This window comes from Streptomyces sp. NPDC001508, from assembly GCF_040298665.1.
Lineage (GTDB): Bacteria > Actinomycetota > Actinomycetes > Streptomycetales > Streptomycetaceae > Streptomyces.
Window position 1 is genome coordinate 50,623 of sequence record NZ_JBEPAP010000028.1, and the last position, 17,027, is coordinate 67,649.

Annotated in this window: 13 protein-coding genes; all 13 read right to left on the reverse strand. The window is 68.9% G+C overall.

The window, feature by feature from the left end:
* Positions 1-389 precede the first annotated feature (389 nt).
* Positions 390-1,850: a tyrosine-type recombinase/integrase gene (locus ABT245_RS24310; protein ID WP_351736880.1), complete on the reverse strand. Its 1,461-nt coding sequence runs from the start codon at positions 1,848-1,850 to the stop codon at positions 390-392.
* A 734-nt stretch (positions 1,851-2,584) separates the two neighbouring features.
* Positions 2,585-3,355 carry an alpha/beta fold hydrolase gene (locus ABT245_RS24315; RefSeq protein WP_351736882.1) on the reverse strand — a complete coding sequence of 257 codons (771 nt, stop codon included), beginning with the start codon at positions 3,353-3,355 and terminating at the stop codon, positions 2,585-2,587.
* On the reverse strand, positions 3,352-4,281 hold the full coding sequence (locus tag ABT245_RS24320) for a DMT family transporter (RefSeq protein WP_351736884.1): 930 nt from the start codon (positions 4,279-4,281) through the stop codon (positions 3,352-3,354). The genes ABT245_RS24315 and ABT245_RS24320 overlap by 4 nt, the downstream gene beginning before the upstream one ends.
* A gap of 61 nt (positions 4,282-4,342) precedes the next feature.
* Positions 4,343-5,917 carry an AMP-binding protein gene (locus ABT245_RS24325; RefSeq protein ID WP_351736886.1) on the reverse strand — a complete coding sequence of 525 codons (1,575 nt, stop codon included), beginning with the start codon at positions 5,915-5,917 and terminating at the stop codon, positions 4,343-4,345.
* Complete coding sequence (locus ABT245_RS24330) at positions 5,914-6,564, reverse strand: 4'-phosphopantetheinyl transferase family protein (RefSeq protein WP_351736888.1); 651 nt, start codon at positions 6,562-6,564, stop codon at positions 5,914-5,916. Before ABT245_RS24330 ends, ABT245_RS24325 begins: the two co-directional genes overlap by 4 nt.
* Positions 6,561-7,634 (reverse strand): acyl-CoA dehydrogenase family protein, encoded by a 1,074-nt coding sequence (locus ABT245_RS24335; protein WP_351736890.1) that lies wholly within the window; start codon positions 7,632-7,634, stop codon positions 6,561-6,563. The genes ABT245_RS24330 and ABT245_RS24335 overlap by 4 nt, the downstream gene beginning before the upstream one ends.
* A complete protein-coding gene (locus ABT245_RS24340) occupies positions 7,627-8,760 on the reverse strand; it encodes an acyl-CoA dehydrogenase family protein (RefSeq protein WP_351736892.1) in 1,134 nt (377 codons plus the stop codon). Before ABT245_RS24340 ends, ABT245_RS24335 begins: the two co-directional genes overlap by 8 nt.
* A gap of 64 nt (positions 8,761-8,824) precedes the next feature.
* A complete protein-coding gene (locus tag ABT245_RS24345) occupies positions 8,825-9,070 on the reverse strand; it encodes a phosphopantetheine-binding protein (protein WP_351736894.1) in 246 nt (81 codons plus the stop codon).
* A gap of 38 nt (positions 9,071-9,108) precedes the next feature.
* Positions 9,109-10,251 carry an acyl carrier protein gene (locus ABT245_RS24350; protein ID WP_351736896.1) on the reverse strand — a complete coding sequence of 381 codons (1,143 nt, stop codon included), beginning with the start codon at positions 10,249-10,251 and terminating at the stop codon, positions 9,109-9,111.
* Positions 10,248-11,588, reverse strand: a complete 1,341-nt coding sequence (locus tag ABT245_RS24355) for a KamA family radical SAM protein (protein WP_351736898.1) — start codon at positions 11,586-11,588, stop codon at positions 10,248-10,250. Before ABT245_RS24355 ends, ABT245_RS24350 begins: the two co-directional genes overlap by 4 nt.
* A 69-nt stretch (positions 11,589-11,657) precedes the next feature.
* Positions 11,658-12,932 carry a pyridoxal phosphate-dependent aminotransferase gene (locus ABT245_RS24360; RefSeq protein ID WP_351736900.1) on the reverse strand — a complete coding sequence of 425 codons (1,275 nt, stop codon included), beginning with the start codon at positions 12,930-12,932 and terminating at the stop codon, positions 11,658-11,660.
* Entirely contained in the window at positions 12,929-14,581 is a 1,653-nt protein-coding gene (locus ABT245_RS24365) for an AMP-binding protein (RefSeq protein WP_351736902.1), read from the reverse strand. The genes ABT245_RS24360 and ABT245_RS24365 overlap by 4 nt, the downstream gene beginning before the upstream one ends.
* Before the next feature lie 304 nt (positions 14,582-14,885).
* Positions 14,886-17,003 carry an aminodeoxychorismate synthase component I gene (pabB, locus tag ABT245_RS24370; protein WP_351736904.1) on the reverse strand — a complete coding sequence of 706 codons (2,118 nt, stop codon included), beginning with the start codon at positions 17,001-17,003 and terminating at the stop codon, positions 14,886-14,888.
* Between the last annotated feature and the right edge of the window lie 24 nt (positions 17,004-17,027).

The following is a 17,027-nucleotide window of genomic DNA, read 5'->3' on the forward strand; positions in this document are numbered from 1 at the left end:
GCACAGACACTCGCCGTTTATCCAATACCTGAAGCGCCGTCAATTCTTCAAATCAAATTGGGATGATGAACGGCGCACTCCAACTGCACGACCCGCGCTGCTCATTGGCAGCGGCATGGCCCTTCGGGCAGAGTCACAGGCACCGACACTCGTGGCGGGTCACTTCGTGCCCGAGACGGCCCAGAACGCTGGGCGGTCACCCTCCGTCATTCACTGCAACGCACTCGGCGTCATCGTCGTGGATCCGGGAAACAGTGCTGGCGCAGTCTTGGTCGCATCCTCGCGCTTGAGTCGGCACGCCATCGGATTGCCCGGCCGGTCCCGCTTGCCGAAAGTGCGTAGCGCCAGTGTCGGGCGTGGCCAAGTTCCCTTTTTCCTTGAGTAGTTCGTCATGTATCCCCGTCATTGCCCGGGCGCGAGGCGCACATGCGGTCACTTGCCTGCTCCCAGCTGAAGCGCGACGATAGAAGTGCCCGAGCTTGTAGCGGCTCCCGTCGATCAGTGGAAGGCGGTGCGTGAGGCGGCGAGGTTGTCCGGCGGAGACATGAGTTCACGAACTCCTTTACTCGGCCGAGGACGCTGGACACTGACCTCGAAGAACGACCCGTCGCACGCCGCTCACGGACCACCCAACTGGGGTCAAGGGGTCGCAGGTTCAAATCCTGTCGTCCCCACTGGAGACAGTCGCAGATCAGGGGCGGCTTCGGAGGAATCCGAAGCCGCCCCTTGATCGTTTTTGGGGACCAGGTGGGGATCATGTGGGGACCGGGTGGAGGCCGGTGCTCCTTGACCGGAGTCAGCGGGTCATGACGATCGGGCTCGGCAGGGAGCGTGGGGCGCGCAGCACGCTGAGGTGTGCGGAGAGGTCCGCGCCGACGGCCGTGAATCTTGTGCACGTCGGGGTGCGAGGAGCGCTGGGTGGTGGTCAGCGACCCGTGGCCGGCGATTCTGCGCAGGAGGTGTACCTGGACTCCGGCGTCGGCGAACCAGGCCGGGCCGGTGTGCCGGAGAGCGTGACGGCGCAGATGTTCGTGGCCGAGCTTGGTGACGACGTCGTCCCAGTGGGTGGCATCGCGCAGGACCGCGGTGGATATGCGCCCCCCGCGTGGCCCGGTGAAGAGGCGTTTGTCGGGGTCAGGGCCGGCGGACAGGATGCGTTGGGCCACGAGCGGTCGGATTTCCTCGATGACGGGCACGTTGCGGGCGCGCCTGCCCTTGGTGCCCTTGTCGGTCAGTGCGCCGGGTGCGGGAGTGGTCCGACGCCGCACGGTCCAGATCCACTGACCGGTGTCGATGTCCCCGACGCGGCATCCCGAGACCTCACCGATCCGGGCGGCGGTGCTTGCGGTTGACCTTGATGGTGGCGTGCCGTCCCGGACCGCCTGTTCCATGACGCGGACCAGAACGGCGGTGGTGTTCTTGACCGTTGACCGGCTGTGCTCGTGGGCTGTCCAGTTCTGCACGGTACGGTCCACGACGCCGTTGGTGATCATCCGTACGGGGAGGCGTCCCAGGGCGGGGACCACGCGCAGCCGCCATCCGGAGACGTAAGGGTCGTGGGTTTTCAACTCCAGGCCGCGTAGCGCGAGTTCCCTGTTCGCTTCGCCGTGATCGGCGAGCTTCACGGTAGCGAGTGACGGTGACAGACCAGCCTGCGCGGCTTCGATGATTGGTTCAAACCACGCCTGGGTCTCTTCCTCGCCGGCCTTTCCCTCCGACAGCGACTGGCGGCGCTTGGTTGCGGGACCGGCCCAGTGGACGCGCGCCCGACAAGGCTTGGGGCGATCGGGACGGTATTCGACGTCGGTGGAGAGCCGGACACCGACCGGGACTGTGGTCTTGTCGGCCATCAGGTTTCTCGGCGGGGACGGTCCGGCGGCCGCGCAGCCATTCCTCCACGTCGGCGGCGTTATACATGATGACGTGTTCCGAGACGGAGACGAAGGACGGTCCCTGAGGCGGCTGGGCGGTGCGTCGGCGGAGCAGGGCCGAGGCGTCCACCCGCCGACAGGTGCGGAGGTCGCTGGTCGAGTACCAGGTGCCAGCCAGAAGACATGGCCCGAACAGGCTGTGGCTCGCCGACATCGCTCTGTTCCGAAAGTCGAGAGCCGCCTCTAGCCGATGGTTGAGGGCGGCGGCGTGGTGCGGGGTCGATGGGCGCGAATGTCCACAGGACGTCCATCGGGATCACGAGCTGTCATCGTCCACTGAGTGGGCAGCATCTCGATGTGTCCGACCGGCCAACCGGGTCCTCCCCGCCGACATCGATGACTGCGATCCGAGGGTCAGAAGGAGTTGCAGCCCGCTCGAATGCGAGCCTGGCTCCGCGTAGCTCCGTGTAGTACGACGTGAGCCGGCCGAGGTTGTTCGTGGACAGGGTCAGATGGTTGATTCCGCGAGATCAGGCATGGTTGGCCAACCGTAGTGCAGCACTTGGACGCCGCCTGAGTCTCTTTGCAGATCCGGTCACAGCATCTGTGTATCAGGGGAGTCGGACGGTGGCTTGGCAGCGGACGGCCGGCACTCGGCTTTGTGTGTGTCCTGGTCGCTCCTCTCCGGGAAGGGGTGCGGGATCTGCCGACGCTCATCCCTCACCGTGCACAATCCCGTCAGGTATGTCGGCGATGTAGCGCCCGATGTGGCCAAGTAGGACATCGTGATGGGGTGGGCTGAAGATCTCGAAGTGACCGCAACTCAGCTCCCGAACAGTGAGCTGTGGGCCCAACGACAGCCAGCGTGCGGTCTGCGCGGCACGTTCGGGAGAGGCACAGGTGAGCAGGAGGGCCTGCACCTCGCAGGTCCGACGGACCTGATGTGAGAGCGCCGCCGAGAGATGAGCGTGGGCGGTGCTGCGCAGGCGCTCCGGATCCAGGCCCGACGACAGGCCACCGGCAGAGCTTTCGATCATGGCCAACGGATCGGCTCGAACGAGAGCGCTGCCCGGCGGCAGCTCAGCATAGCTGTCGATCATGATGACCGCGTTCGGTCGGCGTCCCGGTCCGGCTCCGGCGGCCAGTTCCCAGGCGAGGACTCCGCCAAGGGACCAACCGATCAGTAGGTCGGGCGGCCGGGGCAGCGCTTCGAGCAGGTCTTGGTACACCTCACTCATCCGGGCCACGCTGTCGTGGGGGCGCTCACCCGGCAGCAGGCCGGCGGCGCGGATCCCGTGCACCGGTCCGTGGCGGGCGAGTCGCCGCGCGAGGCGCAAGTACTGGCCGAGACCGCCGCCTGCCGGGTGGATCAGAGCGCTGTGCAGGGGGCCGGGGCGGCGGCTGAGGGGCATCAGCAGGCCGGTATCGGCGGGATGTTCCCGCCCGGTCGCGGTCCCCGAGTCCGCCTCTGTCACCGTGTTCACGGCCCCACCCGCTGGGTGACGGCGATGCAGACGAGTACGGCGACGGCCGCGCCGGCCGCGACGAGCGGCGGCCGCTCGCCCAGCATGGGGATCGCCCAGATCAACGTGAGCAGTGGTTGGGAGAGGAGGATCTGACTGGCCCTGGTGATTCCGACAGCGGCAATGCCGCGGTACCAGACCAGCGGCCCCAGGAACTGTGCTCCTGCCCCGAGCCATACCAGGCCGAGGAGCGAGCGGGCGGAGAGATCCGGCTGTTCGAGGAGCAGTGCTGTCACCGAGCCTCCGACCGCGAGCGGCAGACAGGCCACCAGCGCCCAGGCGATCACCTGCCAACTCGGCATGACCTTGGCCAGCAGGCCGCCCTCGGTGTACGCCGCGGCGGCCACCAACAGGGCGGCAAACAAGTAGAGATCGGCTCCGGAGAAGGAACCGCTGCCCTGTTGGAGGGCGAAGGCGACGACCACGGCCGCTCCGGCCACGGCCGCAGCCCAGAAGGCCGGAGGGGGCCGCACACCGGTGCGCACGGTTCCATAGACGGCGGTGGCCAGCGGGAGCAGACCGGCGATGACAGCGGCATGCGTGGAGGTCGAGGTCTGCAGGGCGAGGGTGGTGAGAAGGGGGTAGCCGACGATCAGACCGCCGGCCACCGTGGCGAGCCCGGCCCAGTGACGGCTTTGCGGCAGGCGGGCTCTGCTCGCGAGGAGGAAGCCGACGGCTATCAGTGCGGCGAGCACCGCTCGCGTGGTGGTCACGGTCCAGGGGCCCAGCCCTTCAAGCGCCCACGCGGTGGCGGGAAAAGTGAGCGAGAAGGCGATGACGCCCGTCGCGGCGAAGGCGGTTCCCCGTAGCTTCCCTGCGCCGGCCGTGCCTACCGGTACCTCCACCGGCGCGGGCTCTCGCGTGGTCCGGGCGGGCTTGGGGTCCATGACGGTGCGTCTCCTCATGAGCGCTGGCATCAGTGTCGCGGTCCTCGCTGGAGGGCCTGCTTCAGGACTGTCCTTCGACCAGTGACCGTCGGAGCGCCGCGCGGTCGATCTTTCCATTGGGGCTGTAGGGGAAGGATGGGCAGACGGTTACGGTCAACGGCACCATGTACGGTGCCAGTCGGCCCCGCAGTTCGGCCAGTAGCGCGTCGGGCTGCGGTCGAGAACCGGACTCCGCAGTGCACGCGGCGACCAGCCGAGGAACGCCGTCGTGTCCGCTTCTGGCGGTGCCGTCGGGCAGGAGCAGTGCGACTGCTTCCTCCACCCCGGAAAGTGAGCGCAGTGCTGCTTCGATCTCGCCGAGTTCGACCCGGTAACCCTGGATCTTGACCTGGTGGTCGAGTCGGCCCAGATGCACGAGGCCGGCCGGGGTCCGGCGGACCCGGTCACCCGTGCGGTACCACAGTTCGTCCGTCGCATGATGGGACGGATCGACGATGCTCGTCCGTCCGTGCTCCTGGCGGATGAAACGCCCGATGTTGTCCCGCGGGTCCAGGTACCCGGGGAAGCGCTGGACCCCGCGGACGCACAGCTCGCCCTCGTCCGCCCTGCCCTGATCGGCGGTGAGGATCAGGTGTTCCAGTTCCGGGTACAGCGTGCCGATCGGGACGGTGGCTCCGGCTTCGTGCGGATCCGTGTCCTGGACCTGCGGTGGCAGACGGAATTCGGTGCAGCTCAGCGTGAGCTCGGTGGGGCCGTAGAGGTTCTCCACCACGCTGTTCGGCGCTGCTCGCTGCCAGGCGCGGGCCTGAGCGACAGTGAGGGGTTCGCCGCAGAACAGGCTCCAGCGCAGGTTCGGCATGACGCCGGGGGCCAGCGCGCGCAGTCGCCGCGCGACGGAGACCACCGACGGCACCGAGAACCAGTGGGTCAGCCGCTTACGGGCCACGAAGCGAGCCGGTGCGAGCAGGTCGTCGGGGCCGGGAACGACCACCGTCGCACCGGACCCCCAGGCCGCGAACAGATCGAACACGGACAGGTCGAAGGTGAGCTCAAACGTCTGCGAGAGCCGTGCGCCTACTCCCAACTGGTATCGCTCGATCACATGGTTGAGATAGGCGTCGATGCTCCGGTGCTGGATGGGCACCCCCTTCGGGGCTCCCGTGGACCCGGAGGTGAACAGGATGTAGGCCACCTCCTGCGGGCCTGGCTCCCGATGGGCGGGCGGCCCGAACCGGAGATCAGCAGCGGCCGCATCGAACGGGGGGGCGAGAATCCGGGCCCCCAACTCGCGGCCCGCGCAGTCGGGCTGGGCCAGGACGAGATCCAGATCGGCGGCCTTGACCACGGCCGCATTGCGGGCGCAGGGAAAGGCCGGATTCAGCGGTACCACACTCGCGCCCAGGCGCTGGACCGCCAGATATCCGGCGTACGCGTGCAGAGTACGGGAGGCAAGGAGACCCACCCGCTCGGGCATGCGCGAAGGGGCCGCCTTTGCCAGGGCGTCGGCCAAGCGGCTTGACAGTTCACGGAGTTCGGCATAACTCCAGGTGCGGTCGTCGAGTTCCAGGGCGGTAGCTGTCGGGTGACGGTCAGCTGCGTCGTCGAACCATCGGTACAGACTGCGCTGGTTGGTCATAGCTGCTCCGCAGGCCGGCAGAGGGACGGGGCGAGTGCCTCGGTGTCGTGGGCAACGCTGCAGGGCACGCAGGAGTGATCACGCAGGGAGGTCCAGGTGTAGCGCTCCCAGGTGCCGGTTCGCTGCCGTGGTGGGATCGGGATCCGCCACGGCCGCCCGCTGAGCCCGCTGCCTTCCGCCTTGGCACACGCCTCCTGAACACTCCAGAGCCAGGCGAACTCGGTGCTGCGGCGTACGGGGGGCAGGCGGGACAACTCCTCGGCACAGTCGTGGCCACAGCGGTACAGGAGGGAGGGCCGAACCCGCGCCGGGGGGTATTGTACATCCACTCCCACCCTGCGGTCGAGTGCGGCGCAGACGGCCGTCGCGTCTCTGTCGTGGCTGATGCTGATGCCCAGACGCGGATGTCCCTCCAGCACCGGCTGTCCGCCCGGCCGGTAGCGGACCGGTGCCTCTGCCGCCTGCGGGAAGTGGGTCGAGAGCAGGTCGCGCAGAACGTGGCGCCCTCTGAGGAGTTCACGTGCACGCCACGGCGGCAGTCGCTGTGCGGCCGCCAGATCGGCGGCTGTGACCCGGCCCGGCGTCGGGTGCTTCGTGCGCAGGGCCACCCAGACCCCGGGAGCGGCTTCCAGATCAGGCAGCGTCATGGCCGGACTCCGCTCAGGACGGAATCGAGGTGTTCAGCGACGATACCGAGAGTGACCTCCGTCGTGCCGCCACCGATTCCAAAGACCGCGGCCTCGGCGCGCAGCGACTGGACCCCACCCCGCTCGAAGCCGTCGGCTCCTTGGAGCTGGGCACAGTCGGCAAGGACCTGCCCGATCGTCAGGCCCGACGCCGACTTCAGTACGGCGGCCCAAGTGCCGTCTCGGGCAGCGGCGATCCGGTCGCAGGTCTGCCGCCACAGTGCGTCGAGCGCGCTCACTCGTACCGCGCACTCCGCCAGGCGCTGCTGCACAGCGGACAGTTCCCGAAGCACGCCCCCGCCGACAGCGCGCTCGCGCAGGCGCTGGTCGGTGTCCTCGATGGTCCTGCGGCACACCTCGATGGCCCAGGCCGCGGAGGCCAAGCGTTCCACCGTGAGGTGCTTGGCGAACATCACCAGACCGGCACCCTGTCGGCCGACCAGGTACTCGGAGGAGAGCTCGACTCCTTCCAGCGCGATGTGTCCGAGGCCGGAGCCGCGGAACAAGTCTGTGTCGGCGGGTCGGACGGAGACACCTGGGGCATCGAGCGGCACCAGGATCCAGCTGAAGCTGGTGAAGTGTCGGCCGGCCGTCCGACGGGCCAGGACCAGGGCGGCATCGGCTGTGGCAGCGGAAGTCACCCAGCGTTTTCGGCCGTTGAGCACGAGTCCCCGCGGGCCCGGACCGACGGTGGTGGTGAGGGCTGTCGGATCGGAGCCCGCGCCCTCGTCGGTGGCGGCGAGCGCCAGCAGACGCTCTCCTCGCACGGCGGCCTCCAGATACGTTGTGGCCGTCGTGGTACGTGCGCCCTCGGCGAGCAGTGGTACGGCGGTGGCCAGGTGCACGCACAGCGACAGCACCGGTCCCACCTCTCGATGCGTGTCGGCGCAGGCCAGCAGTTCCCGAAGGACGCGTGGGTCGAGGCGGTCGGCAGTGGCGTGCGGGTAGAGCCGACGCAGGTGCCCGGAGTGTGCGAAGGCCGCCAGGAACTGGCGTGCGTCGGCCGGGCGGGCGGTGGCGCGGTCAGGCAAAACGGACTCCCTGGTCGAGCAGGGCGAGTACCCCGTCCGCCTGGTGGAGGCGGTCGTTGCTGTAGTTCAGGGGAGCGGATCGCAGGTCGCGCAGGGTTCTTTCCAGCCGGGTGGGTGAGTTCTTGAGGTAGCCGTGGCGCAGGCCCACGGCATCGATCAAGTCCTCCACTGCTCGTAGGCACTCCTCGGACGCGGTGATTTTCAACGCGTTGATCAACAACTGGTTCCGGGGCAGCGAGACATCACCGTCACCGGTGGAAGCGGCGGTGTAGACATCGGCCGTGTGGCGCAGCAGGGCGTGGACTGTGTCGAGCCGCTGCCGGGCCCGGGACAGACGGGCCAACAGCAGCTCCGACTTCGTCGCGCTGTCTTTGCTCTTGGCGGAGTCCCGCAACATCTGCACTACCCGGGACAGGGCTCCTGCGGCTGCTCCCAGCCAGCAGGCGGCCCACGTCAGGTGCGCCAGCGGCCCGAGAGTACGCAGAGCCACCGCACGGAACGCGCCGTGCTCGCCAAGGACTTGGTGATCCGGGACTCGGCCGGTGAGCCGCAGGGCGACGCTGTGACTGGCGCGCATGCCCAGCGGGTCCCAGTCCCCGGAGGCGGTGATGTCCAGCTGGGAGCGGCGCGCGAAGACCAAGGAGACCTCCCCGGGAGAACGTGCCCCGGGCGCCTGCATGCTGATGAGGAAGCCATCGGCGTAGGCCCCTCCGGTCACGATCGGCGCAAACCGGTCGACGCGGAGCTGCCCGGACGCGTCGGTGTCGGCCTCCAGTCGGGCCGAGGCGGTGAGGAGGTGACCACCCTTGCTCGCCTCTGTGGTCACCGAGGCCAGGTACATGCGCCCCGCCGCGGCCTCCGGAAGAAGCTCTTGAGCAAGCGGAGCGGCAGCGTGATCGATGACGCAGGCCACCTGCTGACAGTGCATGGCGAAGATCATCGCTGCGGAGAGGTCCACGCGTCCCAGCGCGATACCCACGTCCAGAAGATCGTCCAGCGTCCCGCCAAGCCCCCCGTACTCGGCAGGCACCAGCAGACCGAGCAGCCCACTGCTGCGCAGTTCCTCCAGAACCGTGACGGGGAACTCTGCTGCCGTGTCGGCTTGTTCGGCGTACTTCTCCGCCACCGTGCAGACATGTTCGGTCCGTTGGGCGAACCTTCCGGGCGCGCTCGTCGGGCGGTGAGACCGGTCAGACATCGGCGCCGCCCCGCAGCGAAGCAACCACTGACCATAAGGAACCGGCGGTGCTGAACGTCTCCTCGACGAGTAGCTCGTCGGGCAGTTCAACGTCCAGTTCGTCCTCCAGAGCGAGCAGCAGCTCGATCGACTGCATGGAGGTCAGCCCGGATTCACGCAGCGGCGTGTCCTCGGTGAGCGGCCGGTCCGCCAGATACGGAAGAAACGGCCGGAGTATTCCGGTGAAACGCTCGTCCATCGCTGAGCAACCCTTCTCCATCGGTGTCGAGGCCGGATTCATCCGGCATCCCCGTCGATCGTTTTGCGGACCAGCACCGCCAGGTCGCGGACGCGGCGCAGCTTCTCGGGGACGAGTTCACCGGCTCCGAACTCGATCGCGAAGTTCTCCTCCAGCCGGTCGACGATCTCCAGCATGCGCAGCGAGTTGAACTCGGGCATCGTCCGGAGGTCGGCGTCAGCATCCAGAGGACCGTGAACGCCGAGCACCTCCCGAACGGTCCGCTCCACGCTGATGGTGGTTTCCTCCGCCGCGACCAGGGGGCGCTTGCCGAACTCCCAGTTCTCTGCGGACAGCAGCAGCGCGTCGCCCCGAAGCGTCTCCGTTGCCCTGAGCAGTAGTCCTGGAGGCTCCGGACGGCCGCGCGCGACCCGTCGCGAGGCCAGGTAGGCCTGCTCCGCCAGACCGTCCCACCGGGCCAAGTGCTCCCGCACCTGCTGGGGGATGCCGCCGGCACGATCGCCCAGGTACGCCGCCCGCAGTCGCCGTGAGCGTGCGAGCAGCCAGGTCTCCATGGTGAATCGGTCGAGCGCCAGTGCCCGGTCCGGGTGCTCGGCGAAGGCGCGCAGGTAGCCGTCGATCAAAGTTCCTGGGATTGCCGCGGTCTCCTCGGCGACCGGTACGAGGTCGACGGATGAGAACCGGAAAGCATGGGTCGCGTCTGGATCGGCATCGAGGACCGCGGCCAGCTCGTCCCGGCGCAGCCGGCATTGCTGTGGACGGGCAGCGCCCCACGGGGTGTCGTTGTCATAGGCATCGGTCACGACAATGCCGTCGGCCGCAGGCTCGACCAGGAAACTGTGCGCGACATGCCGATGACGGTGGTAGGGAACCCAGGGCAAGTGGTACGCATCGGCGATCACCCAGGCGCAATCGCGCAGTGAGCGCACGAAGGCACCACCCGTCCCTGGCCACTTCGCCGCCACGGTCAGACCGAGAAGGTCGGCGGCGTCCGCCAGTACCTCGTCGATCGACTGCTCGACTGTGGGGAGGCCGTCGGGCCCGGGACGCGGTCGCAACCGCAGTACGGCGCCCAGCCGCAGATGGGCTCCGTCCCCGTGCAGCCGGTCGGCCAGCACCCCGAGGTTGGCCTGGAAGCAGTCCAGCAAGCCTGCCCGTCCGCTCAGCAACTCGTCGGTCACAGCAGCCCCTCCGCAGGCTCGTCGAAGGGGAACCGGTCGTCGAAGGCGGGCTTGAGATCACTGAGCCAGACGGCTGCCGGATCGTACTCGGCGTAGAAGGGCCGACCGACGAGCCCGGGATCGCGGGCCTGGATCATGTGCAGGGCGAAAAGCTTGCGGCCGGACAACTCGACGACCCCGTCCACACAGACCTTGCCGGGCGTCGCCGACATCGAAGGCCCGCGAACCGTGCGGGCGAGTCCGGAGACATCGGCATAGGCGGCACGGAAGATCTCGTACGCGCGCGCCAATGGCACCGCGAAGTAGTCCACGGGGCCGGTGTCACGTTCGACGAACATGTAGTAGGGCACCATGCCCAGCCGCACCTGTCGCCGCCACAACGAGGCCCACATCCCCGCGTCGTCGTTGACGGAGCGGATCAGCGGCGCCTGGGTACGGATCACCGCTCCGGTGCCGCGGATCCGAGCGACCGACTCCTGGACCACCGGCGGTTCCAGTTCGCGCGGATGGGAGAAGTGGGCCATCAACGACAGGTTCTTGCCTGCAGCGACGACCTGCTCGAAAAGGCGCAGCAGATCCTCTGCTCCTGGATCGGACAGGAACTTCCACGGCCAGAAGGCCAGGGCCTTGGTGCCCAGCCGGACGGACTCGATCTGCTCCAGCGCGAGGAGCGGCTCCACGTACCGGCGCAGCACAGCAGCACTGAGCACCATCGCGTCACCGCCGGTGAAGAGCACGTTGGTGATCTCCGGATGCGCGCGCAGGTAGGAGACAAGAAGAGACACGTCGCCGTCGTCGGCGATCTTCAGCTCCGTCTCGCCGACGAACTGAGCCCAGCGGAAGCAGTAACTGCAGTAGGCGTGGCAGGTCTGGGCCTGGCGTGGAAAGTACAGCAAGGTCTCGGGGTACTTGTGCTGCATTCCGTTGAGTGGCCTGCCGTCCAGCGTCGGACGATTCAGCTCCACCTGTCCCGCCGGGTGCGGGTTCAGCCGCATCCGTATCTGATGGGCGACCGTCTGGACCTGCCGGCGCGGGGCGTCGCGGCGCAGCAGCTCCGTGATCCGGGCTACATCAGAGGCGGGGAGCATGTCCTGCTGCGGGAAGACCAGACGATAGAGAGGGTCGTCGGGAGCCGCGGACCAGTCGATCAGCTCTTCCACCACATGGCTGTTGGTACGGAACGGGAGGACCTCCGCCACGGCACGCACGGCCAGCCGCTGCTCAGCCGACAGTCCCGCACGCGCCGTCAGGACGTCGAGGTGTCTCGCGGTAAAAGGGCGGAATCGAGGGGGTGGGCTGTCCATGGGCCGCGGAATCGCGGCATCGTTCGGGGCCACCGTGCGGTCATCCTTCCATCGGATGGTTGGGGCCTGCCCTGCCGTTGGCGCGGCCAGAAAGCGGATCGGTCATTCGCAGAGTTCGGCGAAGCCTTCCCGCAGCGCGTCGAGCAGTCGAGCCGTGTGGGGGAGAGCCAGCGGATCGGCGCTGTCCAGGGCCGCGAGCTGCTCCTCGGCGGTGTCGCCGTACAGCATGCTGGTGGCGGCTCGGAACCGGAGGCCGCCCGGATCGTCGCCATGGTGATGGCCGCCCAGCACGGCGATTTTGTGGGCCGCGAGCAGTCGGTGCTGCAGCGACGCGGAGTCCGTGACCCCCCGCCGAAACAAGGCGTCTCGGCGCGGCTCGAAGTCCGGATAGACGTAGAAGCCGGCGGTTGGCGGGCGGCAGTCCGCTCCGGCACTGGTCACGATGCGGTGTACCGCGCGGGCGAGCGCACCGTGCAGCCGGGCGGCCCGCGCCAGATACGCACGCAACTCGGCAGGCTCCCCGAAGGCGTACGCCGCCACCTCCTGCATCGGCCCGGCCAGCGTGGACCAGACCTCGCTCGCGAAGGAGGTCACCGCGTCCCGCAATCCGGCACCCAAGGCGTTCGAAGGGAAACGGGCGGCTCCGATGCGCCAGCCTCCCAGAGCCAGGTTCTTACTCAGCCCCGTGGTCACCACCGTGCGTTCCGGGGCGGCCTCGGCCGGACTCAGCACGGGCTGCTCGGGGTCGTGCAGCAGGTCGCGGTAGATCTCGTCGGAGACGATCAACAGGTCCTCCGCGCGCGCGAGTTCGCACAGCTCCCGGACCACGGCGGGCGGCGCCAGTGTCCCGGTGGGGTTGTCCGGCAGTGCCAGGACCAGGATGCGCGGATCGCGGCCGTCGGCCCGCGCGGTGCGAATCGTCCGGGCCAGTGCGGAAGGCTTCGGAACACCACCGCAGTCGTCCGGGATCGGAACGGGCAGCACCGACTTGCCCGCCAACATGGCCTGCGGCGGATATGTGTTCCAGCACGGCAGCGGAAGCAGCGTGTCGCCGCGCACACACATCTGCACCGCCGCCAGCAGCGGCTTGCTGCCAGGGGCCAGTACCACCTGGTCCGGCTCGGTAGGGATGCGTCGCCGCGTGAAGTAGCCTGCCACCGCACTCCGCACTGCGAGATCTCCCTGAACGGGCCCGTACGCGTTGCGTGTCGCCCCCGCTGTCAGGCGCTCCGCCAAGGGCGGGAACACCGGCAGGCGGGACTCGCCGAACCCGAGGTGCACCACGGACACCCCGGCTCGCCGCCGCTCTCTCACCAGCTCGTCCAGCGCCAGATTGGGAGACACCCCACGAGCACCGGTGAGGCCCAGCCCCGTCATGACCGTGACTCCTTTGCGGTCAGCGCCAGCAGCGCGGTCCTGTCGACCTTGCCGTTGGGGTTGGTCGGGAGGCGATCGATGAGGTGGAACTCCTCGGGGATCATGTAATCGGGTAGTTCGAGCCGGCAGAAGGCACGCAGTTGCCCGGGCTCGCAGGGCGCCCCCTCGGGGACGGGCACCACGAACGCGGTCAGCACCGGATCGCTTGCGTTCCCTGAACTCGGCGCTGCCACTACTGCGGCACTCTCAGCAGCGGGGAACTCACACAGTCGCCGCTCCACTGCCCCCAACTCCACCCTGTTTCCCCGGACCTTCACCATGGAGTCCGAGCGGCCGTGGAAGTACAGATTGCCGTCCTTTCCCCAGGAAGCGAGATCGCCTGACTTGTAGACGGTCTGGCCACTCTCGGGAACGACCGGGTCGGGCACGAGCGCTCGCCGCGTGCCTTCGGCGTCGCCCCAGTAGCCGGTGAACAACGCGGGACTGCGCAGATGAATCTCGCCCACCTCGCCGGGGGATTCCACCGGGCGCCCCTCGCTGTCGACGAGCAGGATCTCCGCGCCGGGGTGCGGTCGGCCGATGGGCAGCTCCGCCTCGGTCCGGGGAAGCGGATCAGATACGTCGGTGAAGCAGCAGGCGACCGACTCGGTGCTACCGAAACAGTTGACGATCCGCACTCCGGGCAGCGCCCCGCGCAACACCCGCAGATCGGGCAACGGGAAGCGCTCGCCGGAGAACAGAACGCCGCGCACGGCGCCGAGTTCCGACAGTCGTTCTGGCTCGTGCCGCAGCAACGGCCGCCAGATCGAGGGCACGCCGTTGACCTGGGTGACCGCAGCCTCACGCAGAAAGCGAGCGAACCGGCGCGGCCATGCGAGCAGGCTCCGCGGGACAGGCACGAGTGTCGCACCGGTGCCGAGGGCGAGCCCGATATCCAGCAGAGAGAAGTCGAACTGGAACGGAGAAGTGCTGGCTACCCGGTCCTGCGCGGTGGCCAGGCCGTAGCGCAGCATCCCCTGGCAGAAGGCGATGTACCCGCGATGGCTCATGACGACGCCCTTGGGGGCACCGGTGGAGCCCGAGGTGAAGACGATGTACGCGGGGTCGGTGGCGACAGGTGCTCGCCGATGACCGTGATGTACGGTGGGCGGCCGGTCGATGGTCAAACCGTGCGGACCGAACCGGCCGAGGCCGATGTGGGGCGGGGCTGCAACGAGCCTTTCCGAGGTGGGACCGCCGACCGACTCCCTCGTGCTGTTGTCGCTGTCCTGGCAGGACAGATACAGGACCGGATCGGTCAGTGCCACTATGGTCGACCGCCGAACCGGCGGGCTCTGCGGACTGAGCGGAATGAAAGTCCCACCCAGCATGGAACAGGCCAACAACATGGCCAGAGCCGATGAACTGCTGTCCGTCTCAAGCACGATCCGATCTCCGACTCGCACCCCGAGGGCCGACAGCTCATCCGCCCAAACGCGTGCCAGGTCCTCCAACTCCCGATAGGACAGGGACCGCAGACCGCCGTCCGGTCCTCTCTCGACGACTGCGGTCCGGTGCGGACACGTGCGGCCGACGAAGAGGAGGTAGTCGTGCATGAACTCCTGATTCCGGGAGAACTCCGGTGTGGGAAGGGAACCGGTGTAGGCCATGGTCTCCTCGCGGCAAGGTGAGGACGAACGCCAATGGACCTGGCACGTGCAGTGGCGACGGTAGTCGTCTCCCGCTCACGCAACCATGTAGGTGAATGCCATAGCGCTCGCACTCAAGATGGGCCGGCGGTACACCAGAGTCCTAGCAGGCGGATCTGGTGAAGTCGGCTGTGTGTGGGGTAGGCGTCTTCGTGGGAGGGGGTCACGGTGTCAAGGCAGTGTCCGACGCCCCACGTCCGGGCCGCCCGGCGAAGGCGAGTGCCGGGTCAGCTGTGGGGCCGGCCCTGGCCGGCGCGGGTGTGGTTCAGCCGACCGCCTCCGGGGTGCGTCCCGGGAAGCCCTCCTCCAAGAGGGCGAGCAGGGGCCGTGCCTTGACCACGGTCTCCTCGAACTCGTCCTGCGGGTCCGACAGGGCGACGATCGCGCCGCCGACGCCGTAGCGGACCTGGCCCGGGGTGACGACGAGCGTGCGGATGACGATGCTCAGGTCGACCGCTCCGGACAGCGAGAGGTAACCGAGTCCGCCCGAGTAGATGCCGCGCGGTCCTCCTTCGAGCCGGTCGATGATCCCCATCGTGCGCAGTTTCGGGGCGCCCGTCATCGAACCGCCGGGGAAGGCGGCCCGTACGCAGTCCACGACGCTCGCGTCGGCGCGCAGCCGCGCCCGGATGGTGCTCACCAGTTGATGGACCGTGGCGTAGCTCTCGACGTGGAACAGTTCGTCGGCCGTGACCGAGCCGGTGCGGGCGGTACGGCCCAGGTCGTTGCGGACCAGATCGACGATCATGAGGTTCTCGGACCGGTCCTTCTCGCTGCCGCGCAGGTCCGCGACGAGCGCCGCGTCCTCGGCGGCGGTGGCGCCGCGCGGCCGGGTCCCCTTGATGGGCTTCGACTCGGCGACGCCCTCGGCGGACACGCGCAGGAACCGTTCCGGTGATGTGCTCAGCACACGGAGGCCGGGCCCGAAGGTGAGCAGGGCGGCGAACGGGGCGGGGCTGGTGCGGCGCAGTCGCCGGTAGGCCTGCCAGCAGTCGAGGTCGCCGGTCGCCGTGATCATGTTCGTCAGACAGACCTCGTAGGTCTCGCCCGCCCTGATCTCCTCCTGGCAGCGGTCGATCAGCCCGAGGTAGGTCTCCCGGTCGTGCCGGAGGCGGAGGTCGGTCAGCTGGGCGGTGCCGTGGTCCTCGCCGAGCGGGGGCGGCTCCTCGGTGGCGAGGCGTTTCAGACGGGCGGCCGTGGCGCCGAGCCAGGCGAGGGCCGGCGTCTCGTCGTCCTCGGCGAGGGCCAGCAGATGGGTGGTGCCCCTCAGATGGTCGAAGACGATCGCCCGGTCGGCGAAGATCATCGCCGCGTCGGGTTCGGGGGAGCGATGGGCGCGCGCGCCGCCGCACTCGGCCTTGAGTTCGTAGCCGAGCACACCGACCCAGCCGAGTGCGAAGTCACAGGGCAGCGGGGGGACCTGGGTGTCCATCGAGCGCAGGTCGGCGTCGAGCCAGTCCAGGAAGGCGCCGCGTTCGGTGCGGGTGCCCGTGGCGGTGGTGACCGTGATGGTGCCGTGCCACACGTCGGCGGTCGCGACGCGGGCCAGCGGCCCGGCCGCGTCGCCCATCATCGTGAACCGGCCGGTGGCGCCGTCCCTGCGGCTGCTGTCGAGCCAGAACGCATGGCCGCTGGTGCTGAAGAGGTGCCCGTAGACGGTCTCGCTGTCCCAGCGGGTCGGCAGCCGCCGGGTGAGCACCCTGAGCCGGCGCCGCGGCGCCGCCGCGGACGCCGGGCGGCCCGGCCGGGGCGGATGCGGGGCCCGGCGCGCGGCGGCCGGCCGGACGGGAAGGCCGTGGCGGGCCCGGTGCTCGCGGGTCAGCCGGGCGAAGTTGGCGAGTATCTCGTGCCCGTACTCGGTGGATATGGACTCCGGATGGAACTGCACGCCCCACAGCGGGCGGTGGCGGTGCCGCAGTGCCATGAGCACGCCGTCCGGGGTGCGCGCGGTGGCCGCCAACTCCTCGGGCAGGTCCGTGGCGGCGAGCGAGTGGTAGCGCACCGCCTGGAACCCGTCGGGAAGGCCGGCGAACAGGTCCGTGCCGTCGTGCAGGACGGGCGAGAGCCGGCCGTGCCGTGGTTCCGCGGCCCGGCCGACGGTGGCCCCGTGCCACAGGGCCAGGGCCTGGTGGCCGAGGCAGACGCCCAGCATCGGCAGGGTGCCGTGCTCGATGACCTCGCGGCAGATGCCGACGTCGCCGGCGCGCACGGGGGTGCCCGGTCCGGGGGAGAGGATGACGTTGTCGTACGAGTCGAGCACCCCGGGGTGCCAGGTGGGGTCGTCGTTGCGGATCACGGTCGGTTCGACCCCCGTCACCTGGGCCACGTAATGGGCGAGGTTGAAGGTGAAGGAGTCATAGTTGTCGACGATCAGCGTGCGCACGTCCGCTCCGGTGGTCAGTGGGCC

Excerpts from the sequence above, each read along its gene's own strand:
- ABT245_RS24310 (WP_351736880.1), bottom strand. The coding sequence starts at position 1,850 with ATGGCCGACAAGACCACAGTCCCGGTCGGTGTCCGGCTCTCCACCGAC.
- ABT245_RS24320 (WP_351736884.1), bottom strand. The coding sequence starts at position 4,281 with ATGGACCCCAAGCCCGCCCGGACCACGCGAGAGCCCGCGCCGGTGGAG.
- ABT245_RS24325 (WP_351736886.1), bottom strand. The coding sequence starts at position 5,917 with ATGACCAACCAGCGCAGTCTGTACCGATGGTTCGACGACGCAGCTGAC.
- ABT245_RS24330 (WP_351736888.1), bottom strand. The coding sequence starts at position 6,564 with ATGACGCTGCCTGATCTGGAAGCCGCTCCCGGGGTCTGGGTGGCCCTG.
- ABT245_RS24345 (WP_351736894.1), bottom strand. The coding sequence starts at position 9,070 with ATGGACGAGCGTTTCACCGGAATACTCCGGCCGTTTCTTCCGTATCTG.
- ABT245_RS24360 (WP_351736900.1), bottom strand. The coding sequence starts at position 12,932 with ATGACGGGGCTGGGCCTCACCGGTGCTCGTGGGGTGTCTCCCAATCTG.
- ABT245_RS24365 (WP_351736902.1), bottom strand. The coding sequence starts at position 14,581 with ATGGCCTACACCGGTTCCCTTCCCACACCGGAGTTCTCCCGGAATCAG.